An 18161-nucleotide genomic window follows, 5' to 3' on the forward strand; every position below is an offset into this window, starting at 1 on the left:
GGATTTGCCGACCTGGGGAGAGCCGCCGAACCGGCCGCACCACTTCCGAACTGCTGCCGAACTGCTTCCTGACTGCTTCCTGACTACTTGAAGAACGCGATTCCGTCGTCCGGCATGTCGTCCGGGAGGGCCTTGGCCCAGCGCTCGACGTCCTCCGGAGTGACGACCTTCTTCAGGTGCGCGGACATGTAGGGGCGCAGCTCGACCTCGGGGGTCTGCTTCTCACCGACCCACATGAGGTCGCTCTTCACATAGCCGTAGAGGCGCTTGCCACCGGTGTAGGGACCCGAGGCCGCCGTCCGTGCCACGGCGTCGGTGACCAGGTCGATCTGCGGCGTCTTGGCGGCCAGGTCGCCGTACCAGATCTCGACGACACCGTCGTCGCGGGTCATGACGACCTCGACCTTGCGGTCGGAGTCGACGCGCCAGAAGCCGGACTCGGTCTCCAGCGGACGGACCTTGTTCCCGTCGGCGTCGAGCACCCAGGTGTGCGACTGGTACTCCAGGAAGTCGCGCCCGTCATGGGTGAAGGTGACCTCCTGCCCGAAGTTGCACTTCTCGGAGCCGGGGAAGTCGTGAACGCCCGCACCGGCCCAGCTGCCGAGCAGGAAGGCAAGGGGAAGCAGGTCCTTGTGCAGGTCGGACGGGATCTCGATCATGAGCTCGGCAGTTCCTCGATGGGGGTCAGCGCTGGCCCTGGTACAGCTTCTTCACGGCCAGTCCGGCGAAGGCGAGCACGCCGACGCAGACCAGGACCAGCAGGGTTTCGAAGAAGATCTCCACGGGGTGCTCCTCGGATGAGCGGGGTGGGCGGTACAAGAGCCGAGCCCCAGCTTAGTGGGCCGGGGCTCGGGGCTCTCTGCGAGGTACTCCTGGGCGGTTCTCCGCGCGGTACGCCCAGGCGTGTTCAGCCGAGCAGCTGGCTCTGGAGGACCACCGTCTGCTCGAAGGGCACCGCCTTCGCGGCGCCCTTGCGGGACTGCACGACCAGGGCGAGGGTGTCCCCGGCCGAGAGGTACGCCTGGCGGACCTGCTCGGCGCCGTACGGCTTGACCTCGTCGTACGCGTGACGGATCACGTCGTCGACCGTGGCGCGGTCCGGGAACCCGTCGTCGGCCTGCGTCCGCTCGGCGCCGCGCAGCGCGTAGATCGGCGCGCTGTAGCTGGTCAGCCCGGGCGAGTTCACCTCGTCCGCGACGACGACCGAGTCGAACTGCAACAGGTAGATCCGGGTGTGCGTACCGTCCGGCGTCGTCCAGCCGCGCGCCGCGATGTGCCGCAGGCCGTTGTCGGTCAGCTGCTGCCCGATCGTCTCCCGGTCGTCCGGCGTGGCGTACTCCGCCAGGAACGTCTTCGTCGCCAGCCAGCCGTCCGTCCCGCGCAGCGCCGCGTCGACGTGTGCGCCCTTCGGGGCGGGCAGCACGAGCCGCCGCAGGTCGGCGTAGTGGGTGCCGGTCCTGTTCGACTCGGCGAGCGGGCGCGGGCTGCCGGAGGGCAGCGGCGGCCGGGTGATCGTCGGGTAGTCCCAGCGCCCGTCCGACTCCGTCGCCAGACCGGGTACGTCGGTGCGGTCCATGCGGGTGATGCCGTACGCGACCGACGTGCCGACCGCCGCGAAGACCACGGTGGCGGCGGTCCAGCGCAACAGGGCCCGCAGCACCCGACGGTCCTTGCGCACCGGGGCCGGCGCCTCCTCGGGCGTGGGTGGCAGCGCGGCGGGTACCTCGACCGGAGTCGTGGTCCCGTCCTCGACGGGCGTCGGCGCCGCGTCCCCGACCGGCGTCGCCGTCGCGTCCTCGGCGGAGCTCGTCTGCTCGGTCATACCGCTTCCCCCGGCTCGGCGATGCGGTCGAGCTGCTCGCGCAGCAGCATCGCGACACCCTTGGTGTTCAACGGCTTGGCCCCGTAGGCGGTCGCGCTGACCAGCACGTCACCCTGGTAGGCGGAGCAGACCATCATGTCGAGCTTCTCGTCCTTGTCCTTGGGCGGCAGGAAGCACTCGGCGTTCTTGTGGCCCTTGATCTCGGGCCCCTTGCGGAAGATCTTGAGGGCGTCGAAGAACTCGTTCTGGAACGTCGACATGCCCTTCACCGCCGCCTTGTCCTCGATCTGGGCCAGCTCGACGCTCATGGTGAAGCCGCTGTCGGCATACAGCGTGGAGCTGAACCCGCTGGAGGTGCTGAGGTAGCTGCGCATCGCGATGCCCTTGGTGTGCTGCTTGTCGATCCGCGCCTCCAACTCCCGCCGCTGGGAACGCGGCAGGTCGCGCAGCGCCTCCTTGCGCAGAGCGGTGGCCTCGGGCCCGCTGAGCGAGGCGTCGGAGCCGAACTCGCCGATGTCCGGGCCCCGGCTCCAGCCCTCGGTGCCGTACGGCACGAGCATCGCGGCGAGTCCCGAGGCGGTCTTCGCCGTCTTGGCGTCGTTGGGGGCGGGAACCGGGAAGGTCCAGGAGGGCGCGCCGGGGTCCCGGTCGGCGTCCTGGACGGTCACGACGGTGTAGCCGGCGCCGCCGAGGACGGCCGCGGCAAGGAGCACGGAACCGGCGACGGCGGCGATGCGCCCCCGTCGGAGGGGTTTCCTGGGCTTCTTGACGGGGGCGATGGATTCGGGCGCGGCGGGTTCGGGCGCGGGCTCCTGAACAGGCTTCTCCTCGCGCTCCTGAACAGGCTCCTCGACGCGTTCCTGGACGGGCTGCTCGCTCATCGGTTGCTCGTCGGTCACAGCCGCTCCATCTGCCGCTCGGCCAGGTCCATGATCTTGGCCTTGGGAATCGGCTTGGTGTCGTAGATCCAGATCTCCATGGCGATGTCACCGCGCCAGGCGTGCGCCTCGGCCTCGTACATCGGGAGGTAACCGGGCTTCGTGTCCGGCTTGGTGTGGACGTAGGCCATGCCGTCGCCCGTCCCCGGGACGGCCCAGACATGGGTGCCGCTCTTCGTGTTCGCCCAGTAGCGGCCCTCGGCGGCGGCGTCGGAGGCGCCGAGTTTCTCCTCCTGCCGGTACTGGATGAGGCGGACCTCCACGCTGTACGTGCTGCCCACCATCCAGCCGGTGGCAGCCGCACGCCGGAACTCGGCGCTGATCAGGTCGCCGAAGGCGTTGGCCGGCTTGGTGTACTCCTCCGCGTAGTCGGCGATGCCCATCCAGCCCTTGGCGCCCGGCAGGTACTCGGCGTCCCGCGTCCCCTTCGGCCGCTTGACCAGCAGCTTGCGCAGGTCGTCGTCGGTCTTCACCCGGCGGTCCTGCGCGGCGGACAGGGGTTCGGGACCGGCGCCCTTGGCCTGGGCGACCACGGGCTGCGAGAGCGACGGCAGCTTGGTCGGCTCCCGGTCGGCCTGGATCAGAAAGCCGGCACAGGTACCCCCGACCAGCCCCAGCACGGCGGCCGTGGCGATCAACAGGGCCGTACGCCCCCGCCGACGTACGCGAGGCGTTTCCTCCCGGATCTCCCCCTGGGTCTCCCCCTGAGTCTCCTCACGGATTTCCTCAGGGATCTCCTCGCGGATCTCCCCATCCATCTCTTCGACTTCCACGACATCCCCCCACGGAACGCGACGCACGGATTCCGTATCCGCGCGCACAGGAGACCCATGGGAATCTCACGGGGTTGTAAGGGGCATGATCACGATTCGGACTCTCCCCGAACGCTCCCGGACTACCATGCGGCCATGGCGAAGAAGCTCGTGATCAAGGTGACGGCGGGGGCCGATGCCCCCGAGCGCTGCTCGCAGGCGTTCACGGTCGCGGCGGTGGCCGTGGCGAGCGGGGTCGAGGTCTCCCTGTGGCTGACCGGCGAGTCCGCGTGGTTCGCGCTGCCGGGCCGGGCCGCGGAGTTCGAGCTGCCGCACGCGGCGCCGCTGCCCGATCTGATCGACTCGGTCCTGGCCGCGGGCCGGCTCACCCTGTGCACGCAGTGCGCGGCCCGCCGGGACATCACGGAGAAGGACGTCATCGACGGCGTACGCATCGCGGGCTCCCAGGTGTTCGTCCAGGAGGCGATGGCGGACGAGACCCAGGCGCTCGTCTACTGAAGATGCCGCGCGCGCCCTCCTAGGGGCGGCGCTTCTTGCCGTCGAGCTACGGGCGGCGCTTCTTGCCGTCGAGCTCGTCCCACCACTCGTCGGACTTCTGGTCCCCGGACGGGTCGTCCCACCAGCGGTCCTCGGGCCCCCGCCGGTTGGCGACCACCGCGGCGAACGGCGGAATTACCATCGCCACCACACACATCCCCACGGCCACGGGAATCGACCAGAGCCTCACGACTCCCCAGGCCAGAACGAAAAGACCGATGCACGTCCCCATCATGGCGAAGTAGACGTGTCGCCGTCGTGCGTACATACCTCAAGCGTAGGCCCGTACATGCCGAAGGGCCGCACCCCGAGCGTCCAACCCTGGGGTGCGGCCCTTCGGCCACTCAGAGGCGCCGTCAGACGGCGATCGCGACCTCGGCGAGGCCGCCCGTCTGGGCGACGACCGTACGGTCCGCGGTGCCACCGGGGACCAGGGCGCGTACGGTCCAGGTGCCCTCGGCCGCGTAGAAGCGGAACTGGCCCGTCGCGGAGGTGGGGACCTCCGCCGTGAACTCGCCGGTCGAGTCCAGCAGGCGCACGTAACCGGTGACGGGCTCGCCGTCGCGGGTCACCTGGCCCTGGATGGTGGTCTCACCGGGCTTGATCGTCGAGGCGTCGGGGCCGCCGGCCTTCGCTCCACACATATTTCGATTCCGTCCTTCAGGCCTTGAGGGTTACTTGTTGGCGCCGAGCTCGATCGGGACGCCGACCAGGGAGCCGTACTCGGTCCAGGAACCGTCGTAGTTCTTGACGTTCTGCACGCCGAGCAGCTCGTGCAGCACGAACCAGGTGAGCGCGGAACGCTCACCGATACGGCAGTACGCGATGGTGTCCTTGGCGAGGTCGACCTGCTCGTCGGCGTAGAGCTCCTTGAGCTCGTCGTCCGACTTGAAGGTGCCGTCGTCGTTGGCGTTCTTCGACCACGGGATGTTGCGGGCGCTCGGGACGTGGCCCGGACGCTGCGACTGCTCCTGCGGAAGGTGCGCCGGGGCGAGCAGCTTGCCGCTGAACTCGTCGGGCGAGCGGACGTCGACCAGGTTCTGCGAACCGATGGCTGCCACGACGTCGTCACGGAAGGCGCGGATCGCGGTGTTCTGGGCCTTGGCCTTGTAGTCGGTCGCGGCGCGGTTCGGGACCTCGACGACCAGGTCGCGGGAGTCGAGCTCCCACTTCTTGCGGCCACCGTCGAGGAGCTTGACGTTCTCGTGGCCGTACAGCTTGAAGTACCAGTAGGCGTAGGACGCGAACCAGTTGTTGTTGCCGCCGTAGAGGACCACCAGCGTGTCGTTGGCGATGCCCTTCTCCGACAGGAGCTTCTCGAAGCCCTCCTGGTCGATGAAGTCACGGCGGACCGGGTCCTGGAGGTCCTTGGTCCAGTCGATCCGGATCGCGTTCTTGATGTGGTTCTTCTCGTACGCGGACGTGTCCTCGTCGACCTCGACGATGGCCACGCTCGGGTCGTCCAGGTGGTCCTGGACCCAGTCGGCGTCGACCAGGACGTCGCTGCGGCTCATGCTGTTTCTCCTCCGGGGCAGTTGCGGCGGGGCGGTGCGTTGGACAGAGGGTGCGCGGTCATGCCTGTCGAGGCTGCGCGGCGCGCACGAGGACCCTGGCGAAGAAGGGCCAGGGAGGGCGGACGGACGAATGTCCCGCTCAGAAGGTGCGACAGAGCATGGCGGCGACGCGGCACAGGTCTACTGCCCGCCGCTTCGTGAGATCCGCCTGTCGCTTCATGGGTCCGATCGTAGGGACGGACAGGCGGGCATGTCACCGGTGTGTCGGATGCTGAGATGCGATCGTCCGGGATGTGGGACGCCTTCATTGCAGGGGCGGCGCCCGCAGGGATTCCGGGTGCCCGTATCCGTCATCACACGGACCGCACATCTGCGGTACGGACGGGCACGTCTCGCCCCTCGGACAGCTCCCCGGCCGCAGTCTCCCCGCCGTCTGCCGTCGGCCCTCTGCCCTCTGCCCTCCGGCCGCTGACCCTTCTACCCGACCAGCTTGACGTTCGAACCCTTCACGGAGACGTCCACGCCGTTCGCTGCCGCCTGGACCGTGTCGAGCTGGATGCCGCCCGGCAGCTCGCCGATCTTCTGCTCGAAGTCGGTGATCGCGCGCACCCGGTTCTCGGCGAGGGCGACGCCCAGCTTGGGGAGGGAGTCCGCGTGCACCTTGACCGTGTTGCCGCCGACGACCGTGACGGTGCTGAGCACGGAGACCGGCTGGGGCACCTTGGTGCCGCCGATGCTGACCTCGACCGCCACCTTGATCTTGCCGTTGCCGCCGTCGGAGAGGCCGACGACCCGGGCGGTGACCTCGGGACCGACCTGCGTGGGCTGGGACTTGGCGGTCTTGAGCAGCTCGGCGTACCCGATGGACGCGGAGCCGGTGGCGCTGTCGGCGGTGGCGGAGCTGTAGTCGCCGTTGAAGGTGACGCCGTGCATCTCGGCGTTCAGGTCGTCGATACGGATGGTGCCGGTGCCGCCCGCGCTGCCCGCGCCGCTCGTCGACGCCTCGTAGTCCTTGATGCCGATCTTCACGTCGTCGAGTTCGCCACCGACGACCTGGGTGAGGAAGGGGAAGCCCTCGATGGACACGTCCGGCGTGCCGGCCAGGCCCTCGGTGCTCTTGATCCGGTCCGCAGCCTTGCTCTCCGCGAAACCGACCGCCACCCGGTCCGCGATCACGAACAGGCCGCCCAGGATGACGGTGACGATCAGGATTATTCGCAGTGCACGCATGCGCGGTGTTCCCCACCTCGAACGGATCCGGACGACCGAGTGGCCCTCCCTCGCGAACCTAACCCCGAAGGGCCCCGCGACGGGGGCCCTCCGAAGTAGTTGTAGATCACCTGTGACGAACAGCCACAGGCCCTAGCCGAGCGCGCGGCCCAGCAGGTACACCGCGGGGGCCGCGGCGGCCAGCGGCAGGGCCACGCCCGCGGTGAAGTGGACGAAGCGGGACGGGTAGTCGTAGCTGGCGACCCGGTGGCCGATCAGCGCGCAGACCCCGGCGCCGAGGCCGAGGAAGGCCCCCTTGCTGCCCAGGTCCGTCATCCCGCCGACCGCGATACCGGCGCCCGCGGCGGCCAGCAGCGCCACCACCACGGAGGCCGCGGTGGGCAGCGGCAGGGCGCGGGCGAGGATCGCGACGGCGACCGCGGCGGCGCCCACCGTGACGGCGTCCGGCTCGGCCGCGAGGTGCCCGGTCGCGATGATCGCGAGCGCCGCCGAGGTGACGGTCGCCATCAGGCCGTACATCCGGGTGTCCGGGTCGGCGTGGCTGCGCAGTTGCAGCACGAGGGTGAGCAGGACCCACACGCCGAGGGTGCCGAGGATCGCGGCGGGCGCGTTCTCCCGGCCCGCCGCGAGGAGCGCGACGTCCGCGGTGACCGCGCCGAGGAACGCCAGCGCGATGCCCTGACGGGCCGGCCACATCCCGTTCAGGCGGAACCAGCCCGCCGCGGTGACGGCCTGGAGGAGGACGAGGGGGACGACGAGGGCGTACTGCCCGATCGCCGCCGTCCCGGAGAGCAGCAGCCCGAGCACCGCGGTGAGCGCGGCGGGCTGGATGCCGGGTTCGATGATCGGGGAGCGGCCCTCGGCGCGGGCGCGCTGGGCGTCGGAGACGCGGGCGTTGCCGGTGACGGTCGGGGGGCCGTAGCCGGAGGCGGTGTCAGGGGTGACCGCGCCGGTGCCGGTGCCGGGCGCCTGCTGGACGGGCGGCTGGTACGCGGGAGTCCACTCCGGTGCCGGTGTCGGTGTCGGTGCCTCCTGCGGCAGCGGCTGCCCGACCGTGCCGTACGTCTGCGGCTCGGGGTACGCCTGGTAGCCCTGCGGCGGCAGATACGTCGTGTCCGCCGTCGGCATCGGGGGCTGCACCTGGGTCTCCCAGGTCTGCCCCTCCCACTGCTGGGTGTGCTGCTGCCACTCGGGCTGCTGCGGCGGCTGTTGCTGCTGAGGCTGCCCATGCCCATGCCCATGCCGCTGTTGCTGCTGAGGCTGCGGATACGGGTCGTACCCCTCGTAGGGACCCTCGTACCGGCCCTCGTACGGCTGGTCGCTCATCGTCTCGCTCACCCTCCTGCGAACGGCGGGAGCACCTCGACCGTGCCGCCCTCGGCCAGCCGTACGGTCTCATGTTCGCGCGTGCCCACGGGGTCACCGTCGATGAGGAAGGAGCATCGCCGCAGCACGCGGACGAGTTCGCCGGGGTGTCGCACGCGAGCCGCGTCGAGCGCCTCGGCGAGCGTGCCCGCGTCGTACGGCTCCTCCGCGACACCCGCCGCGGCCTTGGCGGCGGCCCAGTAACGCACCGTGCCCTTTGCCATCTCTTTCCTCAATCGGTGTCTTGCGTGACCACGGATCAGTCATCAGTGGTTGGTCATCGGTAGTTGGTCATCAGTGGTTTCTGTGAACACGGTCAGGCTAGCCCGCCGCCGCGACGGCCCACGCCCCGATACGGCCGAGCAGCTCGTCGTCGGCCGCGTGCTCGGCGTGGCCCATACCGTGCTCGATCCACAGTTCGGCGTGGCCGCCGGAGGCGGCGGCGAGCATCTGCGGGTGGTCCACCGGGAAGTAGCCGTCCTGGTCGCCGTGGACGATCAGCAGCGGAGTGGGCGCGATGAGCGGGACCGACTCGACCGGGGAGGCCGGCACCGGGTCCCAGTCACGATGGTGGATCCGGGTGCGCAGACCGTATCGGCCGACCGCGCGGCCCACCGGCCGGGTTACCAGCCAGTGCAGGCGCCGCATAGGGGCCGTACCCCGGTAGTACCAACGGGCGGGTGCGCTCACCGAAACCACGGCGTCCGTACGCGCCCCAGTGCGCCCCTCGTGCTCCATCTCCGCGCCCCGGTCCTGGCCACCCTCCGCGTCACCGTCCGGGCCGCGGTGCAGCGCCGCGTGCCGCAGCACCACCGAACCGCCCATCGAGAAGCCGACGGTCGCCACACGCGTGTGCCCGAGTTCGCGGGCCCAGGCCACCGCGGCGGCCAGATCGTGGACCTCACGGTCACCGACCGTGGAGCTGCCGCCGGAGGCGCCGTGACCACGGAAGGAGAAGGTGACCACCGCCGCGTGCCGGGCGAGAACGGCCGCGGCGTGACGCACGTGCGGACGGTCCAGATCGCCCGTGAAGCCGTGCGCGACGACGATGACCACGTCGTTCAAGCCAGTGGCCGAGTCACCAGAAGGCAGCATTCCAGGGTCGTACGCCGCATCGATCGTCACCCCGTCGACCGTGTGCAGGAATCTCCGCAAAGGGGCGCGCGGGGGCGTCTCAAGGGGTGGACGATCGGAAGATCCCGTCGCTTGACCTGCCGGACCTGAGCTCATGTGGGCTATTCTGCTGGGCAGAGGACTCGGGCAGCGAAGCCCCCGGGTCCTTTTGTGCTTTCTGAAGCGTTGTATACGAAGCGGGAAACCGCAGGTGTACGAAGCCCACGAACGCATAGAACGTGCGGCGACCCCCCGTGGGCCGTCCGGCGACTCCCAGGGGCGCGGGAGCCGCACCGTAGGAAGCAGTGCCGCAAACGTCCTCGCAGGGACCGAGGAGGAACCAGACGTTATGGGCGAGCGAACCTTGCATGACCGTAGGACGACCCAGGCAGGTGGGGCGCGATGAGTTCTCTGCTGCTCCTGACCAATGCTCTTCAGCCGTCGACGGAGGTGCTTCCCGCTCTCGGCCTGCTCCTGCACAACGTGCGAGTGGCTCCCGCGGAAGGCCCCGCTCTCGTCGACACCCCCGGTGCCGACGTGATCCTGATCGACGGCCGGCGCGATCTCCCGCAGGTGCGCAGCCTGTGCCAGCTGCTGCGCTCGACCGGGCCCGGCTGTCCGCTGATCCTCGTCGTGACGGAGGGCGGCCTCGCGGCCGTCACCGCCGACTGGGGCATCGACGACGTGCTCCTGGACACCGCGGGACCGGCGGAGGTCGAGGCACGGCTGCGGCTGGCCATGGGCCGCCAGCAGATCGTCAACGACGACTCCCCGATGGAGATCCGCAACGGCGACCTCTCGGTCGACGAGGCGACGTACAGCGCCAAGCTCAAGGGCCGGGTCCTGGACCTGACCTTCAAGGAGTTCGAGCTCCTCAAGTACCTCGCGCAGCACCCGGGCCGTGTCTTCACGCGCGCCCAGCTGCTCCAGGAAGTCTGGGGATACGACTACTTCGGCGGTACGCGGACGGTCGACGTCCACGTACGACGGCTGCGCGCGAAGCTCGGACCCGAGCACGAGTCGCTGATCGGTACCGTCCGGAACGTCGGTTATCGATTCGTTACACCTGAGAAGGTGGACCGCGCCGCGGAGGAGGCGAGGGCCAGGGCGGCCCAGCCAAAGCCGGAGGATGCGGACGAGACGGCGCACCTGGACGCCGTCGAGGTGGTCGAGGCGGCGGCGGAGGCGCAGTAGGCGGTAACGGAGGCGCAGCAAGCCTCCGTACGCCCTGCCCAGCGGCGGGTCCATCCGCGTAGACTCCGCGCGTGGCCAAGGTGACGAGGGACGATGTAGCGCGACTGGCGGGTACGTCCACCGCTGTTGTCAGCTATGTCATCAACAACGGACCGAGGCCGGTTGCCCCGGCCACGCGCGAGCGCGTTCTCGCCGCGATCAAGGAACTGGGGTACCGGCCCGACCGGGTCGCCCAGGCCATGGCGTCGCGGCGGACCGAGCTCATAGGCCTGATCGTGCCGGACGCGCGCCAGCCCTTCTTCGGGGAGATGGCGCACGCGGTCGAGCAGGCCGCCGCCGAGCGCGGAAAAATGGTGCTCGTCGGCAACTCCGACTACATCGCCGAGCGCGAGGTCCACTACCTGCGCGCCTTCCTCGGTATGCGGGTCTCCGGGCTGATCCTCGTCAGCCACGCGCTCAATGACAACGCTGCCGCGGAGATCGACGCGTGGGACGCCCGCGTGGTGCTGCTGCACGAGCGCCCCGAGGCCATCGACGACGTCGCCGTCGTCACGGACGACATCGGCGGCGCCCAGCTCGCCACCCGCCACCTCCTCGAACATGGTTACGAATATGTGGCCTGTCTCGGCGGCCTCGCGGAGACCCCGACCGTCGGCGACCCGGTCTCCGACCACGTCGAGGGCTGGCGGCGCGCGATGCAGGAGGCCGGCATCCCCACCGAGGGGCGCCTCTTCGAAGCGCCGTACAACCGCTACGACGCCTATCAGGTCGGCCTCCAGATCCTCGGCGGTCCCGACCGTCCGCCCGCCATCTTCTGCTCCACCGACGACCAGGCGATCGGCGTGCTGCGCGCCGCGCGTGAGCTGCGCATCGACGTGCCGGGGCAGCTGGCCGTGGCCGGTTTCGACGACGTCAAGGAAGCCGCGCTGACGGATCCCCCGATGACGACGATCGCCTCCGACCGGTCGGCGATGGCGCGGGCCGCGGTGGATCTCGTACTGGATGACGGGTTGCGGGTCGCGGGATCGCGGCGCGAGCGGCTGAAGGTGTTTCCGTCGCGGTTGGTCGTCCGGCGTTCCTGCGGGTGTGAGTAGCTCAAAGACAAGAAGCGCCGGCCCCGCGGGATCGCAGGGCCGGCGCTTCTTGGTCATGCGCTAGAACAGCAGGTTGTACTGGTTGAAGCCGCTGCCCAGGCCGATCCGTGAGCCGAAGAGGCTGCTGGAGGCCTTGTTGGTGCCGGGGTAGAGCCAGAGCTTGCCGGCGGAGTCGCGGGTGATGAGGTCCGCGATGCCGTCGCCCGTGACGTCGCCGTTGGCGACGTACGAGGTGAAGGTGAAGCCCGTACGCGCCTGGATCCGCGCCGCGAACGGGGTCTTCTCGACCTGCGTGCCCCGGTAGAGGTACAGGACGCCGGAGCTGTTGCGGACCAGCAGGTCGGCCCTGCCGTCGCCGGACAGGTCGCCGTGGCCGAAGATCTTCACGTTCTTCCAGGCCTTGTCGACGACCTTGACCTTGCCGTAGAACTGGCCGTTGCCCTTGCCCGGGTAGAGGTAGACCGAGCCGTCGGCGTCCACCGCGACCAGGTCGGGGCGGGAGTCACCCGTCATGTCGCCGGGGATGGCGTACGACTTGTAGCCGCCCCACACCGTGCTGATCTGCATCCATTCGAACTCGCCGGAGGCGTGGTTCAGGTAGCTGCGGTACAGCTTGCCGTCGCCCTTGTCCCGCATGATCAGGTCCTGGTAGAAGTCCCGGTCCAGGTCGGCCTGGAGGACCCAGCTGGCGTTCTGCCAGCCGCTGCCCTGGTAGGCGCGGGTGGCGAGCGAGGTGCCCTTGCTGTCCTGCTGGAAGAGGCCGCCGGACGGCGTGCGCTCCAGCAGGTCGGCCTTGCCGTCGAAGGTCATGTCCGCGTCGTCGATGCGCGGCTGGGCGGCCCAGGTGTACGAGGACACCTTGGTGAACACCGGGTAGGCGCCCTTCGCGGTGCAGCCCGCGACGCCCCACGAGACGATGCCGACGACCTTGCCGCCGACGATGACGGGACCGCCGGAGTCACCGTTGCAGGGGCTCTTGGTGCCCTCGTCGGTGCCGGTGGCCGGGGTGCCCGCGCAGAACATCGCGCCCTCGACGAAGTCGTCCTCGCCGAGGACCGACTGCATCGCGGAGTTGCAGGTGGAGTCGGCGACCAGCGGCAGGGTCACCTTGCGCAGGTTCGCCGACAGGTCGGCGCCGTCGGCGCCGGAGGTCAGGCCCCAGCCGTAGACGGTGGCGGAGTTGCCGGCCTTGTAGGAGGCGCTGTCACCGGCGGCCACCAGCCGCTGCCACTGCTGGTCCAGCGGACGGTCGAGCGTGAGGACCGCGATGTCGTTCTGGACGGTCGCGGAGTTGTAGCGCGGGTGGTTCCACTGGCGGTAGACGCCCGCGACCGTGCCGCTGGTGTCGTCCAGCAGTCCGGTGGCGCCGGCCACGACCGCGCCGTTCTTCACCCAGTCCAGGCCCGCGACGCAGTGGGCCGCCGTCAGGACCTTGTTCGGGGCGACGAGGGTGCCGCCGCAGAAGTAGCCGACGCCGGCCGTGCTGTCGTAGTAGGAGAGCTGGACCATCCACGGCGCGGAGGAGATCGTCGTCTCGGTGCCGCCGATGATGAAGGGTGTCTTCTTGGGGGCCGTGTCCGGGGTCGCCCGGTCCTTGACGGCCGCGGCGACCCGGCCGCGCAGTTCCTTGTCGGAGACGGTCGGCTTCGCGGGCTGGGACTGGTTCACCCCCGGCAGCGAGGGTCCGCCCGCCGCGGTGGCGGGCTGCGCCGCGAAGGCGCCGGCGCAGGTCAGCGCCAGCGCAAGAGCGGCCGTGGGCAACGCCGTGGCGGGGCGTCTCCAGCGGTCGCGCAGGGCACGTATCACTCAGGGCTCCTGGTGTGGGTGCGTGTGGATTCCATGACGTAGGAGGCCCGAGAAGGGCATACGACGCACCGGCCCGATCGACGGCGGCGGTCGCTGGCCCATGGCCGGCAACCGCCTGCATCGATTCAGGCACACCGCGGAGCCCCCCTCCGGCGCGGAGAATCGTAGGCCTCATCCGCCCCAGAACACATGTACTACACAGCGGACAGACAAGTATTCGTCCGTCGCCTTCCGTGACATCACCCCCACGCAACCCGCTGTTTCCCGGATTTCAGCGGGCCCAGGCGCCTTTATATCGGGCATACGAGGTTCTGTCGGGCTTCTCAGCGGCCACTCAGGGAGCTCTCATGATCGGGGGACAAGCTTTTTCCATGACCGAGAGCTTCCGCCGCAGCGGCGAGTACCCCCAGGGCGACGACCACCAGGCGACCGACCCCATGCGGGCGGCGTACCCCCAGCAGCAGCCCGTCTCTTCCTCCCCCGTGAACCCCGAGTGGCCGCCGCCGCCGGCGTACGAGCCGGTCGCTCCGGTCGCCGTCGACCCGGGCACCACCGTGTGGCCGGGCTCCGGTCAGGGTGGCGCCGGCGGTGCGGGCGGTCACGGCGCGGGCGGCGCCTACGCCGGTTACCCCGAGCCGGACGCCGTCTCCTCCACCGCGGTACTCCAGGCGCAGCCGGTCCCGGCCGCGCCGGCCTCCGCGCCGAAGAAGCGCGCGAAGGGCACGATCGCCCTGCTCGCCGCCGTGGCGATAGTCGCGGCCGCCATCGGAGGCGGCACCGCGTACGGCATACAGGAGCTGACCGGCAAGGACACCGCGTCGAGCAGCACCAGCACCACCGTGGTGCCCGCCGCCAAGAAGGGCACCGTCGCCGGTGTCGCCCAGGCGGTCAGCCCGAGTATCGTCGAGATCAGCGCGACCTCGAACGCGGGTTCGTCCACCGGCTCGGGTGTGGTCATCTCGTCCAGCGGCGAGATCATCACCAACAACCACGTCATCTCGGGCGCCTCCGAGATCAAGGTGCAGCTGAGCAGCGGCAAGTCGTACACCGCGAAGGTGGTCGGCACCGACAGCAAGAAGGACCTCGCGCTCATCAAGCTCGAGAACGCGCCCTCCGGCCTGAAGGTCGCCACGCTCGGCAACTCCGACGGCGTCCAGGTCGGTGACGACGTCGTCGCGATCGGCTCCCCCGAAGGACTGACCGGCACCGTCACCAGCGGCATCGTCTCGGCGCTCAACCGCGACGTCACCGTCTCCACGGACGAGAGCCAGGGCCAGCAACAGCAGCAGGGCGGCGGCAGCGGCCAGTGGCCGTTCTCCTTCGGCGGCCAGCAGTTCAACGGCGACACCGGTTCCTCGACGACCACGTACAAGGCCATCCAGACCGACGCGTCCTTGAACCCCGGCAACTCCGGCGGCGCCCTCATCGACATGAACGGCAACATCGTCGGCATCAACTCCGCGATGTACTCGGCCGCCAACTCCTCGTCCAGCTCGTCGAGCGCGGGCAGCGTCGGCCTCGGTTTCGCCATCCCGATCAACACCGTCAAGTCGGACCTCGCCAGCCTGCGGGCCGGCGGTTCCGACAGCTGAGTCCATCTCGGCCAAGTCCTTCTCGGAGGTTGAAATGATCACTCGCGTCTCCCACGGCATCGAAGGCACCGACCCCGCCGGTCTCGACCTGGCCCTCTCCGTCGCCCGTGAACTGCACCGGCCGGCGCCCCGGGCTCCGGAGGTGACGGTCCCGCAGTCGCAGAGGACGGTCCCGCAGCCGCAGATGATGGGCCTGCACACCTCCGCCGATCACCCGCACCGCCGCAAGGTCCCGCTGAGCCGCCTCAGCCGCCTCAGCCAACTGAGCACGCTGGGGGCCTGAGCCGACCGAGCGCTCCGCGTTGCCTGACGGGCCGAGCGCTCCGCGTTGCCTGAGCGGGCCGAGCGCTCCGCGTCGCCTGACGGGCCGAGGAGGCTGAGCGGGCCGAGGAGGCTTAGCGGGCTGAGCGGGCCGAGGAGGCCCAGCAGGCTCAGGAGGCCGAACCGGCCGAACCGGCTAAGCAGGCTAAGCAGGTCGAGGAGGCTGAGCAGGCTGCAAGCCTGAGCCGACGAACCGATCCGGCCGATCCGACCCATCCCGCCGATCCCCGCCGATCCTCGTTGATCCCACCCGATCCCGACCGATCACCGTCGATCCCACCCGATCCCCGTCGATCACCGCCGATCCCGACCGATCCCCGCCGATCTCCGCTGATCCTTTCTGCCCCGGCCGGAACGTGCGAGGCTGAAAGCGTCCGGCCCCGTCCCACCGCACCCCTAGGAACCCACGCCCATGAGCCCCGCCGAAGGCGACCGTGAAACCCAGCGCATCCTGATCGTCGACGACGAGCCGGCCGTGCGCGAAGCACTTCAGCGCAGCCTCGCCTTCGAGGGATACGACACCCAGGTCGCGGTCGACGGAGCGGACGCGCTGGAGAAGGCGACCGCGTACCAGCCCGACCTGGTCGTCCTGGACATCCAGATGCCCCGGATGGACGGCCTGACGGCCGCCCGCCGGATGCGCGGGGCGGGCACGACGACCCCCATCCTCATGCTGACGGCCCGCGACACCGTGGGCGACCGCGTGACCGGCCTCGACGCGGGTGCGGACGACTACCTGGTCAAGCCGTTCGAGCTGGACGAGCTGTTCGCCCGGGTCCGGGCACTGCTGCGACGCAGTTCCTACGCGACCGCGACGGTCGGCACCCCGGACGACGACGCGCTGACCTTCGGCGACCTGCGGATGGACCTCGCGACGCGCGAGGTCACGCGCGCGGGCCGGGCGGTCGAACTGACCCGCACCGAGTTCACCCTGCTGGAGATGTTCCTGGCCCACCCGCGCCAGGTCCTCACCCGCGAGCAGATCCTCAAGGCGGTCTGGGGCTTCGACTTCGAGCCCTCCTCCAACTCCCTCGACGTCTACGTCATGTACCTGCGCCGCAAGACCGAGGCGGGCGGCGAGCCGCGCCTCGTGCACACGGTGCGGGGCGTGGGGTACGTCCTGCGGTCGGGCGGCGCCGAATGATGAGGGTCCTGCGCCGCTTCAAATCCCTGCCGATCCGCTCCCGGCTGGCCATGCTGGTCGCGGCGGCGGTGGCGTTCGCGGTGGCGGCGGTCTCGGTGACGTGCTGGTTCATCGTGCAGAAGAAGCTGTACGCCCAGGTCGACGACTCTCTCTGGTCTCAGCGAAAGTCCCTGCCCTACCCCGTGGTTCAGAGCGCCCTCAAAAACTGCGGCCAAGCCCCGAAAGCCAACAGCACTGACTACCGCGGACAGTCCGATTCGTACGCTCAGGTGATCCAGACAGACGGCACTGTCTGCGTCTTCAACGGTTCTGCGGGCACGGTGAATATCACCAGCGGCGACAAGGACCTGGCCAAGAACGCGAAGTTCGGCGCCGTCACGATCCGGAACGGCACCGACAGTAACGGCAACGACGTACGAGTGCTGACGACGGCACTCGTTGTCAACGGTGATCCCCAGGCACTGCCCGACACCCGCGTGTTGTACGAAAATGCCGCCTTTATGGTCGCCGTACCTCTGAAGAGCACCCAGGCCACCCTCAACGACCTCGCCCTCGTCCTCCTCCTCGTCTCGGGCATCGGGGTCGTCGGTGCCGGAGCCGCCGGCCTGGCGGTCGCCCGCGCGGGCCTACGCCCGGTCGACAAGCTCACCGAGGCCGTGGAGCATGTCGCACGCACGGAGGACCTCTCCATCCGCATCCCCGTCGAGGACGACAGCGAGGACGAGGTCGCCCGTCTCTCCCGCTCCTTCAACTCGATGACGTCCGCCCTCGCCAACTCCCGCGAGCTGCAACAGCAGCTGATCGCCGACGCGGGCCACGAGCTGCGTACGCCGCTCACGTCGCTGCGTACGAACATAGAACTCCTCACCCGCAGCGAGGAGACGGGCCGCCCGATCCCCCCGGCGGACCGCAGGGCACTGCTGTCGTCGGTGAAGGCGCAGATGACGGAGCTGGCGGCGCTGATCGGCGACCTGCAGACGCTGTCGCGTTCGGACGCGGGCCAGTCGGGCGACCGCATCCAGGTCGTCGACCTCCAGGAAACGGTCGAGGCGGCCCTGCAGCGGGCCCGCCTGCGCGGACCCGAGCTGACGATCACGGCGGACCTCCAGCCCTGGTTCGTACGGGCGGAGCCGTCCGCGCTGGAGCGGGCGATCGTGAACATCCTCGACAACGCGGTGAAGTTCAGCCCCGAGGGCGAGGCCATCGACGTCATCCTCAAGGCCGGCGAACTGACCGTCCGCGACCACGGCCCCGGCATCCCCTCCGAGGAACTCCCGCACGTCTTCGACCGCTTCTGGCGCTCCCCGTCCGCCCGCGCACTGCCGGGCTCGGGCCTGGGCCTGTCGATCGTCGCGCGTACCGTCCAGCAGTCCGGCGGCGAGGTGTCCCTGCAACCGGCGCAGGGCGGCGGAACGGTGGCGACGCTACGACTGCCGGGCGCGCCGACGCCTCCGCCCGAGGTGCTGTAACCATGGCCTACGGCACCCTGAGGACGCCGCTCACTGCCAGAAGATCTCCTGCCCCACAATCTGCGGGTGCTCGGCGCGCCTCAAGAAGCTCTGCCTGCGGCTGATATCCACTGCTGGCCCACTGGTCGCCTCCGGCCAACGCCGCTACCTCGGGCTGGCCCGCACCTGCCCAGGGTCAGCCCAACGAGCCAAAACGGCCCGCCGGAAGATCCGGCGGACCGTCATAAAATGCCGAGGCTAGTCAGCCAT

At 69.8% G+C, this 18161-nt stretch carries 20 protein-coding genes; 7 read left to right on the top strand and 13 right to left on the bottom strand.

Annotated elements, in window-relative coordinates:
- Positions 1-83 precede the first annotated feature (83 nt).
- From ACZ69M_RS32520 to ACZ69M_RS32535, 4 genes are all read right to left on the bottom strand, one after another.
- Positions 84-659, bottom strand: a complete 576-nt coding sequence (locus ACZ69M_RS32520) for a heme-binding beta-barrel domain-containing protein (RefSeq protein ID WP_470055440.1) — start codon at positions 657-659, stop codon at positions 84-86.
- A 248-nt stretch (positions 660-907) separates the two neighbouring features.
- Positions 908-1822 (bottom strand): hypothetical protein, encoded by a 915-nt coding sequence (locus ACZ69M_RS32525; protein ID WP_470055442.1) that lies wholly within the window; start codon positions 1820-1822, stop codon positions 908-910.
- The gene (locus tag ACZ69M_RS32530; protein WP_470055444.1) at positions 1819-2721 is read right to left on the bottom strand and encodes a hypothetical protein; all 903 of its coding nucleotides are present in this window, start codon (positions 2719-2721) and stop codon (positions 1819-1821) included. The genes ACZ69M_RS32525 and ACZ69M_RS32530 overlap by 4 nt, the downstream gene beginning before the upstream one ends.
- Positions 2718-3533, bottom strand: coding sequence for a hypothetical protein (locus ACZ69M_RS32535; protein WP_470055446.1), 816 nt, complete (start codon positions 3531-3533; stop codon positions 2718-2720). Before ACZ69M_RS32535 ends, ACZ69M_RS32530 begins: the two co-directional genes overlap by 4 nt.
- Positions 3534-3668: 135 nt before the next feature.
- Between ACZ69M_RS32535 and ACZ69M_RS32540 the strand changes: the two genes are divergently transcribed.
- A complete protein-coding gene (locus ACZ69M_RS32540) occupies positions 3669-4031 on the top strand; it encodes a DsrE family protein (protein ID WP_450480369.1) in 363 nt (120 codons plus the stop codon).
- A gap of 46 nt (positions 4032-4077) precedes the next feature.
- Here the strand turns inward: ACZ69M_RS32540 and ACZ69M_RS32545 are convergent, their stop codons facing one another.
- The 8 genes from ACZ69M_RS32545 to ACZ69M_RS32580 form a co-directional block, all read right to left on the bottom strand.
- Positions 4078-4338 carry a DUF3099 domain-containing protein gene (locus tag ACZ69M_RS32545; RefSeq protein ID WP_470055448.1) on the bottom strand — a complete coding sequence of 87 codons (261 nt, stop codon included), beginning with the start codon at positions 4336-4338 and terminating at the stop codon, positions 4078-4080.
- A gap of 88 nt (positions 4339-4426) precedes the next feature.
- Positions 4427-4714 (bottom strand): DUF1416 domain-containing protein, encoded by a 288-nt coding sequence (locus ACZ69M_RS32550; RefSeq protein ID WP_054232391.1) that lies wholly within the window; start codon positions 4712-4714, stop codon positions 4427-4429.
- A gap of 30 nt (positions 4715-4744) precedes the next feature.
- Entirely contained in the window at positions 4745-5584 is an 840-nt protein-coding gene (locus tag ACZ69M_RS32555) for a sulfurtransferase (protein ID WP_352044002.1), read from the bottom strand.
- 139 nt (positions 5585-5723) lie between these two features.
- Positions 5724-5804, bottom strand: coding sequence for a putative leader peptide (locus tag ACZ69M_RS32560; RefSeq protein WP_350310325.1), 81 nt, complete (start codon positions 5802-5804; stop codon positions 5724-5726).
- 257 nt (positions 5805-6061) lie between these two features.
- Complete coding sequence (locus ACZ69M_RS32565; protein WP_470055451.1) at positions 6062-6814, bottom strand: LmeA family phospholipid-binding protein; 753 nt, start codon at positions 6812-6814, stop codon at positions 6062-6064.
- 132 nt (positions 6815-6946) lie between these two features.
- The gene (locus ACZ69M_RS32570; RefSeq protein ID WP_470055453.1) at positions 6947-8140 is read right to left on the bottom strand and encodes a hypothetical protein; all 1194 of its coding nucleotides are present in this window, start codon (positions 8138-8140) and stop codon (positions 6947-6949) included.
- Positions 8141-8148: 8 nt separating this feature from the next.
- Positions 8149-8403 (bottom strand): MoaD/ThiS family protein, encoded by a 255-nt coding sequence (locus ACZ69M_RS32575; protein ID WP_054232388.1) that lies wholly within the window; start codon positions 8401-8403, stop codon positions 8149-8151.
- A gap of 97 nt (positions 8404-8500) precedes the next feature.
- Positions 8501-9409: an alpha/beta hydrolase gene (locus ACZ69M_RS32580; protein ID WP_470055455.1), complete on the bottom strand. Its 909-nt coding sequence runs from the start codon at positions 9407-9409 to the stop codon at positions 8501-8503.
- A 285-nt stretch (positions 9410-9694) separates the two neighbouring features.
- On the opposite strand from ACZ69M_RS32580, the gene ACZ69M_RS32585 reads away from it, so the two are divergent.
- Positions 9695-10486: a response regulator transcription factor gene (locus ACZ69M_RS32585; protein WP_470055457.1), complete on the top strand. Its 792-nt coding sequence runs from the start codon at positions 9695-9697 to the stop codon at positions 10484-10486.
- Positions 10487-10557: 71 nt separating this feature from the next.
- The gene (locus ACZ69M_RS32590) at positions 10558-11580 is read left to right on the top strand and encodes a LacI family DNA-binding transcriptional regulator (protein ID WP_403689636.1); all 1023 of its coding nucleotides are present in this window, start codon (positions 10558-10560) and stop codon (positions 11578-11580) included.
- 60 nt (positions 11581-11640) lie between these two features.
- On the opposite strand, the gene ACZ69M_RS32595 is transcribed toward ACZ69M_RS32590, so the two are convergent.
- The gene (locus tag ACZ69M_RS32595) at positions 11641-13386 is read right to left on the bottom strand and encodes a trypsin-like serine protease (RefSeq protein ID WP_470055459.1); all 1746 of its coding nucleotides are present in this window, start codon (positions 13384-13386) and stop codon (positions 11641-11643) included.
- 371 nt (positions 13387-13757) lie between these two features.
- On the opposite strand from ACZ69M_RS32595, the gene ACZ69M_RS32600 reads away from it, so the two are divergent.
- From ACZ69M_RS32600 to ACZ69M_RS32615, 4 genes are all read left to right on the top strand, one after another.
- Positions 13758-14978, top strand: a complete 1221-nt coding sequence (locus ACZ69M_RS32600; RefSeq protein WP_470055461.1) for a S1C family serine protease — start codon at positions 13758-13760, stop codon at positions 14976-14978.
- Positions 14979-15012: 34 nt separating this feature from the next.
- Entirely contained in the window at positions 15013-15261 is a 249-nt protein-coding gene (locus ACZ69M_RS32605; RefSeq protein WP_470055463.1) for a hypothetical protein, read from the top strand.
- 450 nt (positions 15262-15711) lie between these two features.
- Positions 15712-16443, top strand: a complete 732-nt coding sequence (locus ACZ69M_RS32610) for a response regulator transcription factor (RefSeq protein ID WP_266433129.1) — start codon at positions 15712-15714, stop codon at positions 16441-16443.
- Positions 16440-17912: a sensor histidine kinase gene (locus ACZ69M_RS32615; protein ID WP_470055465.1), complete on the top strand. Its 1473-nt coding sequence runs from the start codon at positions 16440-16442 to the stop codon at positions 17910-17912. Before ACZ69M_RS32610 ends, ACZ69M_RS32615 begins: the two co-directional genes overlap by 4 nt.
- Positions 17913-18161: the final 249 nt, after the last annotated feature.

This window comes from Streptomyces sp. NPDC107454, from assembly GCF_055582885.1.